Origin of the sequence: Brevibacillus antibioticus (assembly GCF_005217615.1) — a bacterium.
GTDB lineage: Bacteria > Bacillota > Bacilli > Brevibacillales > Brevibacillaceae > Brevibacillus > Brevibacillus antibioticus.
In genome coordinates, this window is sequence record NZ_SZNK01000001.1 from 1,440,916 (window position 1) to 1,453,720 (window position 12,805).

Here is a 12,805-nt window from a genome sequence, read left to right on the forward strand (position 1 = left end):
AACAAGCATGAGATGGAAATGGGTGTTAATCTTTGTCATCACATGGCTTAGCTTTTCGATACGCCCAGCTATGGCAGAGAGCAACGTAGACATACAATTCGAAATACCTTTAAGTGGGATTGTCAAATATGAATCATGGATGAGACTAAACGTAAAGGTAACCAGTCAGGAACAGAATTTCACTGGAGCTGTAGAGTTATCGCAGCGACAAGTTAAAAAAAATAATGAATTGAATCTTCGGCGTCCAATAAAGCTCGAGCAAGGAAAGAGTACAACCGTATACTTTGATATGCCTTCCCAAATATTGCTCGATGATTGGTACGTCCAGGTGACGAAAAACGGTCAAGTTGTCAAAAGTGAAAAGCTGCGTATCTCATATCCAACAGACGGGCGCACCATTGGTGTGATCAGCGAGGAGGGGAATGCGTTTCATTTCCTAGCCGTCAATCAATCACAATCTAAAATGAATCGCCCCTTGTCCGTACAAAATCTCACGGAACAAATGTTGCCTGACCAATCATGGATTTACGAAAACATAGACATGTTAGCGCTGGCAGGCAACAGTGGCTCCACGATTAATGATCAACAGATGGCAGCGATCAAGGAGTGGATCCAGCTGGGCGGGATCGTGGTTGTTTCCGCTGGTCCCAATCAAGATGGAATGATCCAGCGATTTGCTGATATTCTCCCTGTGGAAGCCGGAAAAGCTGGTGATATTGAGTTGCAACAAGCACTCAGTGAGTATGACATTGCAAAAGTCGCGCCAAATGGCAGTATCGGTGTATACAACCGTGACTTGCCCTTATTTGTGTCAAAATCGCACGGCAGAGGGTTGCTGCTATTTGTTAACTATGATGTGACAGCAGAGCCGTTGGCATCGTGGCAGTTCAACTCACAACTGTGGCAGAATGCCATGACCCACCATGGGGCCAAGAAGATTTTTGAAGAGAAGCCTTATAAGGATCAAATGACCCGGCCTTTTCTCGACTTGAGCAAGAAGATTCCGGAAGTACAAACTCCTCCGCCGATTTGGATGGTGGCGTTGTGGGGCGGATATGTAATTGTACTCGCACCATTGACATACTTCGTTCTAAAAAGAATGAGAAAACCTGAATGGGCGTGGGGAGTCATCCCGCTAGGAGGAATTTTCTTGACCGTCGCTATATTCGCGGTCGGAAAGCCTGCTGTTGTGAAAACGAGTACCAGCTACGCCGTAACCAAGATCGACATATTAGATGAGTCTCTTGCTCATGTTCGCTCAGCCGCAACGTTTTTAGGAGTGGATCAGCACGAATACGATGTTCAGCTTGAACCTTCGATTGTTGCACTGCCCTTGACAGTTGGGCGAAATGATTATCAGCCAGAGGGGCTAATGGATGGCGGTGAGGTTCTCTCTTTCCGTAATCTCCCCTATTTGACACCGAAACAGGCAATCGGTATCGGGGTAAAGCACGACATGGGGGCTTTTGAGGCTTCTTTGCGTATCAATGAGAATCGTCTGCAAGGGCATGTGAAAAACAATACGGAGTTTGCCTACGATCAAACTTATATTCAAATTGGTTTTCAACGAATATCGCTTGGGTCATTGAAAAAGGGAGAAGAAAAGCAGATTGACAGTGTGCTTGAGCCCCTGTTCATGCCAAGAAAACCACAATCAACAAACGAATCGCAAACGATGGAAGAACGAATCAAAGAAATGCAGGAAAGAGTCGTTGAGTATGAAGACGGGAATCAGATAAGTATCATCGGCACAACGAAAGAGCCTCTTCCTCTGATGACAATGCAGGTGCCTCATCAAGCGCAATACTGGAATGTCATCCAGCAGCCTATTCAAGTCCAGCCGAATGAACAAGGCTTAGTGACTTTTCCTTATGGCCTGCTTGATGCCGACATGTACGAAGTGACAGGAGACTTCGACAGTACCGGGTACATTTGGCAGCTTGGAAAGGGCAGCGTTACATTTGAGCTGCGTACAGACAAAGCCGCGATCAATATGAAGCGAATAACGGTACCGTTGAATCACAGTTCATTCAAGCCTTTCCGGATCGAATACTTCCACCAAAAGAGCGGTAGGTGGATACCTGTTGAGCGCGGGAGGAGACTTGTCCTCGATAATGAACTCCAGCAAATATTGACGCCCAATCAAACATTATTGCTTCGTTTTTCCCACAATGGAACGTCGCGATTAGCTCTACCAGAGCCAATTTTCCAGGTAGAGGGGGTGCGGAAATGGTAATCGAAACCGTTCATTTAGGAAAAAGATACGGCAATTTACAAGCGTTGACGGATTTGAACCTTTCCATCGAGCCAGGAAAGGTGTTCGGTTTCATTGGTCCAAATGGCGCCGGAAAATCTACCACGATGCTTATCTTGTCTACCCTTTTGGAACAGAGTGAAGGGGAAGCATTTGTCTGTGGCTATAATGTACGAAAAGACCCTGCAAGTGTGCGCCAATCTGTTGGCTACATGCCTGATTTTTTTGGTGTATATGACAATTTGACAGCGGTGGAGTATTTGGAGTTTTATGCCGGAGCGTACAAAATTCCTGCCTCGAAAAGACGAGCACTCGTCGGTGATCTTTTAGAACTGGTGAATTTGTCTCACAAAGCAGACGCTTTCGTCGATTCTTTGTCTCGAGGCATGCAACAGCGCCTGGGGTTAGCTCGTTGTCTGGTACATGATCCGGCCGTGCTGATTTTGGATGAACCCGCATCAGGACTGGACCCACGAGCTCGTATCGAATTGCGCGAAATTTTGAAGCAACTACGCGGAATGGGCAAGACGATTATTATCAGCTCCCATGTTTTGCCGGAGCTAGCCGAGCTGTGTGATGATATTGGTGTCATTGAAAAAGGCAGATTAATTGCGTATGGATCTGTGCACGAGGTAAGTAATCGGGACACAGGGCAAAGTCGGATGCAACTAAGAGCCCTGCGGAACTTGGACAAAGCGGGACTTCTGTTAGCGAGCTCACCGTATGTGCATCAATTGACGGAGTATATGGGAGGCTTTCGCTTCTACTTTCAAGGGACGGAGCAACAAAAAGCTGAATTGCTTCAAGAACTGCTGGATGAGCAGGTCGCAGTCGTCTACTATGGCGATTCCAAGAAAGATTTAGAAGACGTCTTCTTAGCGATTACGGAAGGAGTCGGTATGGAGTGAGCGACTTCTTGTTCAACCCTCTTTTGGTAAAAGAAATGCGGGAAAGATTCCGCTCGAGAAAGACCATGCTCATATTAGCAATTTACTTATTGGTCATGGGGGGGATACCGATGGGCTTTTTGCTCATGGACCCCGTAAAGGCCGAATCGTTAGGAGATAACCGGGATTTGTTTCTGATATCCGCGGGGATACACTACGCGATGGTTTGCTTTGTGGCACCTGCACTGACTGCTGGTGCGATTAGTGGGGAGAGAGAACGCCAGACCTTGCATATTTTGCTGACGACCCAATTGTCGACACGCACGATTATTTTGAGCAAGCTCATTACGTCTTTGGCGTTCTCCACACTGCTTTTGGTTGCCTCGATGCCTTTGTACAGCATCGTGATGCTGTACGGAAGCGTCTCCCCGGAACAAATGGCCCAGCTCGTCCTTTTTCTCGCGGTGAATATGTTTTTTCTCGGGTCGTTGGGATTGTTCTGCTCTACTTGGATTAAACGAACGTCGATCTCGACGGTCACCACATACGGCATTGCCTTCTTTTTTGTGGTAGGTACTGGCTTGCTGTTCTTTTTTATTGGGGAGTCGTTGCAACAGGCGTATCCGGAACGGTACGTCAATTCGAATGTTTGGAGCATGTATGAGCTACAAATGTTGGCAGGCATGAACCCTATCATCGTGTTGTTCGATATTTTGGGCGAGTCATTCGATCAATCCGATGACATCACTTTTGCACCGTGGTTGTTTTTTACATGTGTGTACGTGGTTCTTTCCTTTGTGCTCGTTATCTGGAGCGCTTATTTGTTAAAACCAATTCGCCGAAAATGGTGGAGTTGGAAGAAACGACCTGTTCGTGTACAATGAAAAAGGTGCATGGGGAAAGGGAGGTTTTTTTATGAGCGATCAAGATGTACAGATCATTGATTTTGAAGAACTGCTTCGTGCGATTGAGAGCCGTCTGGCATCTGCTGGCATGTATGTCAAACGTGAAGCGATCGTGACGATTCTTCAGGCAGAAGAAGCATTTTTGCTTGAAAAAGGTGTTCTTCAAGAATATAGTGAGTAATCAGCTAACAACCTGCCTACCGTGGTAGGTTGTTTTACATGGCCAGGAAAGGTACAGAGTTATTCGCCGGTTTGCTTCTCCCGGAAAAAAACGGTATGATGGAACAGAGTACGAATATCTGCATAAGGACGTGAACACATTGACAGAAGAGAACAAAGACCTCGAGTTGGGCGATATCATTACATTGGACGATGAAAATGGTGAACCGTTAGGGGATTTCGAAGTATTGGCTATGTTCGACCTGAACGGTAAAGAATATATTGCCTTGGCTGAAGCTGTGGAAGATGAGGAAAGCGAAGAAGACGAAGAAGTAGATATCTTCGTATTCCAAGTGGACGGCGGCGAAATGGTACCATTGGAAGAGGACGAGGAGAGCACAGTTTACGCGAAGCTGAACGAAGTGCTGGAAGGCATCGAACTCATTAAAGAAGACAAGTAATCTCGGCATGAATGAAACAAGCCACTGCTGGCGTTAGAACCCAAGCAGTGGCTTTTTCTTGCGGTCGATCAGTCATTCATTTTAATAATGTTATCCTTAAGGTCTCGTACAACGAGAAGGCATGTATAGTCCGTATCTTGCAGTTCCCGAACCAATGCTGAGCACTCGTCTTTGGTTAGACCTAGCTTTTCGAGACGGGTACGGAGTTCTTCGCCGCCATTGTCAAAGAAATGCGCCATGCTGTCAATATGACCGACGGCACTTTCAAAGTGGGTACTGTATTTATAAAAATTGTTTCGTTGATTAGAGTGATTTTTATCAGGATTCCATTTCAAAACCCAGATGTCATCACTGTTGTACCCGGAAGAATTTAAGGCATGAACGTCAGAAGCTAGCTCAGCATCATACTTATGGAATTTGACAAACGGCTTGGTAGCACTGATCAAAAGTATTCCCCCCTTTTTGGCCTCAGGAATCGATGCCTTAGTAGGATGCCCAAAGCCAAAGAGCGAATGAATGGAAATACCTGAGGCATATTTTCCTTGATAGTAGCAGGATTTACGTAGATGGGGGAAGAAATAGAGAAAGGGAAACAGATGTTTTGGTTTTTCATTTTGACCAATCTTCACCATTAGTGCTACACTAATTAATGGAATATGCTTGTCATGCACAGAACGAATGAGAAACGAGGAATACTGAGAAGAATCGGCCATCTCGCTAGGGGCGAGGTGGCTTTTTTGCCCCATTTTGCTACTGGCGTTGAATACTATGGGAACCATACGGTACAATAGCGATTAAGTGTTCGCTTTTATTAGGAAAACGTTCCTCTCATGGGGATTGAATCATCTCGGCGTTTTTCAAAAAAGGTGAATACGTCGCTAGCCATCAGTAAAAAAGGCATGATCGTTTTTCTACGTGTCCGAAGAGTAGAGGGGAGAGCGCGATTGAAGGAAACAGAAACACAGCAAACATTGACGTATACGGAAGAAGATATTCAGGTCTTAGAAGGCTTGATTGCCGTTCGAAAGCGCCCTGGAATGTACATTGGCTCCACGGGTTCGCGTGGCCTGCATCATCTGCTGTGGGAAATTGTAGATAACGCCAAAGACGAGGCGCTTGCCGGCGTTAACGATAGCATCATCGTCACTTTGTACAAGGATGGCAGTGTCAGTGTAGAGGACCATGGACGCGGAATTCCAACGGGTATGCATAAGACTGGCCGACCTGTACCAGAAGTTATTTTTACGACGCTCCATGCCGGTGGGAAATTCGGCGGTGGCGGATATAAAAAAAGTGGTGGCTTGCACGGGGTAGGCTCCAGTGTCGTTGTGGCCTTGTCCAAATGGCTTGAGGTCGAGATCCACCGGGAAGGCAAAATCCATAAGCAGCGCTTTGAATATGTTGTGGATGCAAATGGAACGGAGCATGTCGGTAAACCGGTTACCGGTCTTGAAATCACAGGGAACACCAAACGCACAGGAACAACGGTACGTTTTCTGCCGGATGACGCGGTGTTTGGCCATGCTCGCTTTGACTATGAGACGATTCGTGATCGTTTTCGTGAGACGGCATTCCTTCTGAAAAAGCTGCGCATGGTTTTGATTGACGAGCGTGGACCTGAAAAGAAACGGGAAGAGTTTTACTTCGAAGATGGCTTGAAATCATACGTTTCTTATTTGAACGAGGGGAAAAATGCGCTCCATCCGATCGTTTACTTCGAAGGGGAAAAGGACAATATCTATGTCGAGCTGGCTTTTCAGTACAATGACGGCTATGCAGAGACACTCGTGTCCTATGTCAACTCGATTGTAACAACGGACGGCGGAACACATGTCACGGGCTTCCGCAACGGTACGACCCGGATCTTTAACGAATTTGCCCGGAAAAAAGGGTACTTGAAAGAAAAGGACCCGAACTTGACTGGAAACGATTTGCGGGAAGGTTTCCTCGGTGTATTGTCATTGCAAATGGCTGACGTCCAGTTTGAGTCCCAAACAAAAGACAAGCTGGGGAACGAAGAAGCACGGGCAATCGTAGAACAGATTGTTTCGGAAAAGCTAGGCTTCTTCCTCGAGGAAAATCCGGAAATAGGCAAGCTGCTGATTGACAAGGCATTGCGTTCTGCTGAGATTCGCGAAGAGCTGCGCAAACAACGCGAAGCCCTACGCGGCGACAAGAAAGGCAAAACCGCGAAAAAGCGCAAATCGATTTCGGAAAAGTTTACTCCACCGCAATACAGAGACTCCAAGCGCAATGAGCTCTTCCTCGTCGAGGGGGATTCCGCAGGTGGATCTGCAAAACAGGCGCGTAATTCAGAGTTCCAAGCCTTGTTCAGCCTGCGCGGGAAGCCGTTGAACACGGAAAAAGCGAAGCTTTCCGAAGTATTGGCGAATGAAGAGTTCCGCACGATTCTAGAGGTGCTCGAAACTGATATTGGCGAAGAGTTTTCCATCGAAAACTGTGCTTTTGACAAAGTGATTATCATGTCCGATGCGGACGTTGACGGCTCGCACATTCAAACACTGCTCTTAACCTTCTTCTTCCGCTACATGCGCCCAATGATTGCAGCTGGTCACTTGTATATTGCCCAACCGCCTTTGTATCAGGTGAAAAAGCAGAGCAAGGGCAAGCAGACAGAGGCGATGTACTGCTGGAGTGATTACGAGCTGGAACAGGCGTTGAAAAAGGTAGGACGCAATGCTGAAGTGCAGCGCTATAAAGGTTTAGGTGAGATGAACGCCGATCAGCTCTGGGAAACAACCATGGATCCTGAGACGCGCAAGCTCATAAAGGTTGAACTAGAAGACCTCGCTCACTGTGAGAAGCTGGTAACCGTTTTGATGGGTGACAAAGTCCCACCACGACGTGAGTGGATCGAGAACCACGTCACCTTTGAAGTGGGGGAGGATGAATAAGCATGCTGTCCAATCAAATTATTAAACAGAGCTTCGCGGAGATTATGGGAAAGCGCTTCGGGGACTATGCCAACTTGGTTATTCTCTCACGCGCGATCCCGGATGCTCGCGATGGACTAAAACCGGTACAGCGTCGTATTTTGTATGCCATGTACCAAGAAGGCAACACGAACGATAAGCCATACCGGAAATCAGCGAAAACGGTCGGGTACGTGATGGGTACCTATCACCCGCATGGTGACTCGGCGATTTACGAAACGATGGTGCGGATGGCGCAATGGTGGAAAATGCGACAGGTGCTCATTCAAGGTCATGGAAACTTTGGTAGCTTGGACGCAGACCCACCAGCTGCTATGCGTTATACCGAATCCAGACTGTCGGCATTGGCCAATGAGCTTTTGCGCGACATTGAAAAGGATACGGTTACATTTATCCCGAACTATGACAACTCCGCACAACAACCGGCAGTATTGCCTTCACGGTTCCCTAACCTTCTTGTGAATGGTGCTGCCGGGATTGCGGTTGGTTTTGCAACTGACATCCCTACTCACAATTTGGGAGAAGTCATCGATGCGGCTGTTGCACAGATGAAGAACCCGAATATCTCGTTGGATGAGCTGATGCAGCACGTCAAAGGTCCAGATTTTCCGACAGGCGGTATTGTTCAAGGGCTGTCCGGAATTCGCAAGGCGTTTGAGACAGGCCGTGGACAATTCATCATTCGCGGGAAGACCCATGTAGAGGAGCCAAAAGGCGGCAAGATCAAAAAAATCGTCGTTTCCGAAATCCCTTACGAAGTGGTCAAGTCGAAGCTCGTCGGCCAAATTGATGAGCTCGTGATGGACCGCAAAATCGAGGGGGCTCTGGCGGTTCGCGATGAAACGGGTCGCAAAGAGGCCGAGCAGAAAAAAGTCCGTATCGTAGTGGATATTCGCAAGGAAGCGGATGAGCAGGCGATTCTCAACTACCTGTACAAAAATACAGATCTGCAAATCTATTACAATTACAACATGAACGTGATTCATGAGGGGACCATCCGCCAGATGGGGCTCAAGGCTTTGTTAGGTGCGTATATCGACCACCAAAAAGAAGTCGTCACGAATCGCTGCCTATATGATCTGAATCGAAAGCAAAGCCGCGAGCATATTGTAGAAGGATTGATTCGCGCGAAGTCCATTTTGCGTCAGATCGTCGATACGATTATGGATTCGGAAGACCGTGCAGATGCCAAGAAAAACATCATGGAGAAATACGGCTTTACTGAAAACCAAGCAGATGCGATTTTGAGCATTCAGCTCGCTTCTTTGACACGTTTGGATATTGTCAAGCTGGAAAAAGAATTGGCTACTTTGGCAAAAGAAATCGAGGAATTGAAATCGATTTTGGCAAGCGAGAAAAAGCTGATTCAAGTCATTACAGGCGAGCTAAACGAGATTAAGAAAAAATACGCAGAAGAGCGCCTGACCGAAATCCAGGGTGAGATCGAGGAAATCAAAATCGATATTGCCATGCAAATCAATGCAGAGGATTGCATCGTAACCCTCACAAACGAAGGATATATCAAGCGGACGAGCCCGCGTTCCTTCAAATCAGTGGGGGGAACGCTGGAGACATGTGGGGTAAAAGAGGGAGACCGTGTCCGCTATTTCATGGAGACGAATACCTCTCACACTGCTCTCTTCTTTACCCAGGATGGTAAATATTTCGCTACTCTTGTCAACGCCTTCCCGGACGATAAGTGGAAGGATATCGGTTCGGCCCTCGTCAACATCATCCCGCTGGAGAAGAATCAGCGGATCGTTGGCTTTACGATCGTAGAAAACTTCAAACAACCGCTGTATGTATACCATGTCAGTAAAAATGGTTTGATGAAAAAGACGGCGTTGTCCGAATACGAAACGAATCGTTCCAGTGCGTTGGTAGCTGCGAAGCTGAAAGCCGACAATGACGAGTTTGTGAATGTATTTGTGGCGGACGAAGCCGGGGCGATACTCGGTGCGACAAAAGATGGCATGGGCATTCGATTCCAACGCAGTGAAGTCAGCGCAACGGGTAGAGCGTCGAGCGGGGTAAAAGCAATCGTGCTTGCTTCTGGCGACGGTGTCATCACGATGCTTCCGATTGAGGAAGACGATTCTCGTGCCTTTAGCTTGTTAACGGCTGAAGGGGTTGTAAAGCGTACTGCCATTGCTGCGATCCCACTCCAGGCTCGTGCAGGCAAAGGCGTACAGTTGATTCGTAAACGAAAAAATAATCCGCATGAGCTTGTTGCGACGTTTATCGAGGAAACGGTTTATGCCTGGACGTCTCAGAACGAATGGTCCCTTGTCGAGACTGAGCAAGTGATTGTCAACGAACAAGGTGGCATCGGTAGACTACTGGTGGAGGATGGAGTAAAAGCAGTTGCTTTTGAAACTATTTTGCCGACAGATTCACCGAAGGACGAAGCGAGTGCAAAAGGCTCAGGAGACGGAGCTGGCACAGCGGGACAATAGAAAATACCGAATGTCTAGGCTAGCCTGTTCAATGGAGATCGTGAATAAAAGGAATGATGAATAGATGGCGTTTGAAGCCTTTGTTTCACCGCTAAGCTGGCAGCAGGTTTCTCTGCTCCTCGATACTGTGCAATATTTCGAAGACGCGCCGAAACTGCTCTCTCTTCCACAAGAGCAAGGAGCAAGTGTGCCTGTGCCGATTACGTCAGACACATTGAAGTCGATGCTTGATTGTCTGGACCAAGAGGAAGCCTTTAGCCGCAAAGCTTTTTCATTGAGATGGGAAACAACTGAGGACAAAGAGAGTGGCTTTCTCGTTGTCGAGCTCCCGAATGGAGACATTGTGAGACAGCCAGCCGTTCTATCTGCTTTTTCTCCAGTTTAACAAAGAAACGCTTTGGTGACGCGCTTGCATTCATGACAGGATGTGAGCCGATTAGCCAAAGCGTTTTTTTGCATACAAAAAGATTGCCAGCGAATTGGAATATGTGATACAGTTTGAACACGAGTTGTTTCGTAATAAAGTTAGTAACTTACTAAAATGGCATACTTACCACTGGAGGATGGAATCATGGAACAAGTCATCGATCAAAAGGCTTTTATGGACGTCATTCGGGAGCGTCGTTCCGTACGTCATTACGATCCAACAGCAAAAATCTCGCGGGATGAACTAAAGGAAATGCTGGAGGAAGCGACCTTGGCACCTTCCAGCTCTAACCTCCAGCCATGGCGGTTTTTGATAATCGATGAACAGCCATTGAAAGAGAAGCTGCTCCCCATCGCATTTAACCAAAAGCAGGTGGTAGAGTCTGCCGCGATCATTGCAGTCCTGGCTGATTATGAGGGCTACAAGCAAGCCGGGAGCATTTACAAAAAAGCGGTAGAAGCAGGCTACATGACAGAGGAAGTAAAAGCTACACTCATCGACAATATTAACAAGCGTTATGAGAATCGGGATCGAGCCATCATCAAGGAAATTGCTTTGGTAGACGGAGGTCTCGTCTCGATGCAATTAATGCTCGTTGCCAAGGCAAGAGGGTATGACACGGTGCCAATGGGAGGCTATAACAGCGAGAAATTCAAGGAAGCTTTTCAAATCCCAGATCAATATGAAACAGTCATGTTGATTGCAGTCGGCAAAGCGGCAGAGCCTGGTCACCCGACGACTCGCCTGGATGTAGAAGAGATTACGTTCTGGAATGAGATGCCGAGTAAATAAGCGTGGAGAATGGGAATAGCCTTGGCCTGATCTGATTTTTGGGCCTGGGCTTTTTTTCGTTTGCACGCTTCGGAGGGACAGACATGCTGGCAATCAGGTGAAAGGGGGCGTACAATAGGGAGACATGACAGTAACGAAAGAGAAGCCGCAGACGAACGAAAGAAGGGTGTAGGATGAAAAGATTGTTGGCAATCAGCGATATTCATGGGGAATTGGAGAAACTGGAATCGTTGATGGAGCAAATTCAGTACGATCCACAAAACGATCAATTGATCCTGCTAGGTGATTATATAGACCGTGGACCAGAGTCGAAGGGGGTCGTCGAAAAGGTAAAACAGCTCCATGCACAAGGGGCAATTGTGTTGATGGGCAACCATGATCATATGATGGTTAAATCATTCGAGCAAGACCCTGTCTTTATCGAACGATGGTTCCGAAACGGCGCACAAAAGACGTTGGCGAGCTATGGTCATGTAGCAGCAGATACCGAGTCTGGCGCACCGGAGGCATTGGAAATCACCTCTTCAGTCAAAGAGCATTTGGAATTTTTGGCTGGCTTGGACTGTTATTATGAAACGGATGATTATATTTTTGTTCACGGGGGTGTACATCCCGAGACTCCGGTCGCAGAGTCTGACCCGTACCTGCTGATGTGGATACGTGAAGAGTTCCATAAAGGCTACCAGGGTGAGAAGACCGTTGTCTTTGGTCACACGCCAACCAGTTATTTGCACGGTAAACATGATGTGTTTTACGGAGAAAATAAAATCATCGGCATTGACGGAGGTGCCGTATATGGCGGCCGTCTGCATTGCTTGGAGCTTCCCAGCCGAAAGGTTTACTCGGTAGAGTAATAGAACAAAAACAAAAGGCTTTCACTTCTCTTTAGAAAGAGCGGGTGAAAGCCTTTTTTGATAGGCGTCAAGATAAGTTCAGAGTAATATTGTAATGAATTTTATTTAAATAAATTGCAAAAATTAACAATTAAAGGCTTGTCTTCTAATATTTGGGATAGTAAAATATTTCCAAACTACTCATATTCTTATTATTTACCACCATCATATTAACCCACGTGAATATTTGCAAATCAATCACCAATTTCCCCTGCCATACTCACTGCAATGTGACCGTTGCTCTAATCGTCGCTCTTATTCCACTACTAAAAAAGAGAAAAGAACTAGCCATTTTCAAAAAATCATTGATCGATACATTCATTCCTGAAAAAGGTAAGAATCACTCATCTCATTTTTCGGGTTTCTTACTGCTTGCAGCTTCAAAAAAATCAAATAAAGGGAATAAAAGTAAATTCGTGCATCTGGTCGTTGCGTTCCAAAGTATTGAACGAAACAGAAGTGGCTGAGCTTTTTCTTCCGGGTAAGTGGCGCTATCGATTCTAGGTAAAGGTTCCCAATATTCAGAATGAAAAGCTGTTTTCTTATTCCGCGTACCAGCCTGCGTGCTGCCCGGAAAAGAGAGCGGAAAACAGGCGATTCGTACAACGAGTCACAGC

The 12,805-nt window shown here is 46.7% G+C and carries 11 protein-coding genes; 10 read left to right on the forward strand and 1 reads right to left on the reverse strand.

What is annotated here, in order from left to right; translation table 11 throughout:
• Nucleotides 1-7 precede the first annotated feature (7 nt).
• The 5 genes from E8L90_RS06985 (at nt 8) to E8L90_RS07000 (ending at nt 4,666) form a co-directional block, all read left to right on the forward strand.
• Nucleotides 8-2,236, forward strand: coding sequence for a hypothetical protein (locus E8L90_RS06985; RefSeq protein ID WP_137028575.1), 2,229 nt, complete (start codon nt 8-10; stop codon nt 2,234-2,236).
• Nucleotides 2,230-3,162: an ABC transporter ATP-binding protein gene (locus E8L90_RS06990; RefSeq protein WP_137028576.1), complete on the forward strand. Its 933-nt coding sequence runs from the start codon at nt 2,230-2,232 to the stop codon at nt 3,160-3,162. Before E8L90_RS06985 ends, E8L90_RS06990 begins: the two co-directional genes overlap by 7 nt.
• Entirely contained in the window at nt 3,159-4,025 is an 867-nt protein-coding gene (locus E8L90_RS06995) for an ABC transporter permease (protein ID WP_137028577.1), read from the forward strand. The genes E8L90_RS06990 and E8L90_RS06995 overlap by 4 nt, the downstream gene beginning before the upstream one ends.
• 31 nt (nt 4,026-4,056) lie before the next feature.
• On the forward strand, nt 4,057-4,227 hold the full coding sequence (locus E8L90_RS30180) for a hypothetical protein (protein WP_007718825.1): 171 nt from the start codon (nt 4,057-4,059) through the stop codon (nt 4,225-4,227).
• A gap of 139 nt (nt 4,228-4,366) precedes the next feature.
• On the forward strand, nt 4,367-4,666 hold the full coding sequence (locus tag E8L90_RS07000; RefSeq protein WP_007718819.1) for a DUF1292 domain-containing protein: 300 nt from the start codon (nt 4,367-4,369) through the stop codon (nt 4,664-4,666).
• A 68-nt stretch (nt 4,667-4,734) separates the two neighbouring features.
• Here the strand turns inward: E8L90_RS07000 and E8L90_RS07005 are convergent, their stop codons facing one another.
• Nucleotides 4,735-5,112 (reverse strand): YflT domain-containing protein, encoded by a 378-nt coding sequence (locus E8L90_RS07005; protein WP_137033309.1) that lies wholly within the window; start codon nt 5,110-5,112, stop codon nt 4,735-4,737.
• A gap of 498 nt (nt 5,113-5,610) precedes the next feature.
• On the opposite strand from E8L90_RS07005, the gene E8L90_RS07010 reads away from it, so the two are divergent.
• From E8L90_RS07010 to E8L90_RS07030, 5 genes are all read left to right on the forward strand, one after another.
• The gene (locus E8L90_RS07010; RefSeq protein ID WP_137033311.1) at nt 5,611-7,581 is read left to right on the forward strand and encodes a DNA gyrase/topoisomerase IV subunit B; all 1,971 of its coding nucleotides are present in this window, start codon (nt 5,611-5,613) and stop codon (nt 7,579-7,581) included.
• Nucleotides 7,582-7,583: 2 nt separating this feature from the next.
• Nucleotides 7,584-10,076, forward strand: a complete 2,493-nt coding sequence (gene parC / locus E8L90_RS07015) for a DNA topoisomerase IV subunit A (protein WP_137028578.1) — start codon at nt 7,584-7,586, stop codon at nt 10,074-10,076.
• A 64-nt stretch (nt 10,077-10,140) separates the two neighbouring features.
• Nucleotides 10,141-10,461, forward strand: coding sequence for a hypothetical protein (locus tag E8L90_RS07020; protein ID WP_137028579.1), 321 nt, complete (start codon nt 10,141-10,143; stop codon nt 10,459-10,461).
• Between the two features lie 186 nt (nt 10,462-10,647).
• Entirely contained in the window at nt 10,648-11,295 is a 648-nt protein-coding gene (locus tag E8L90_RS07025; RefSeq protein WP_137028580.1) for a nitroreductase family protein, read from the forward strand.
• Nucleotides 11,296-11,468: 173 nt separating this feature from the next.
• Entirely contained in the window at nt 11,469-12,149 is a 681-nt protein-coding gene (locus E8L90_RS07030) for a metallophosphoesterase family protein (protein ID WP_137028581.1), read from the forward strand.
• The last annotated feature ends 656 nt before the right edge of the window (nt 12,150-12,805 follow it).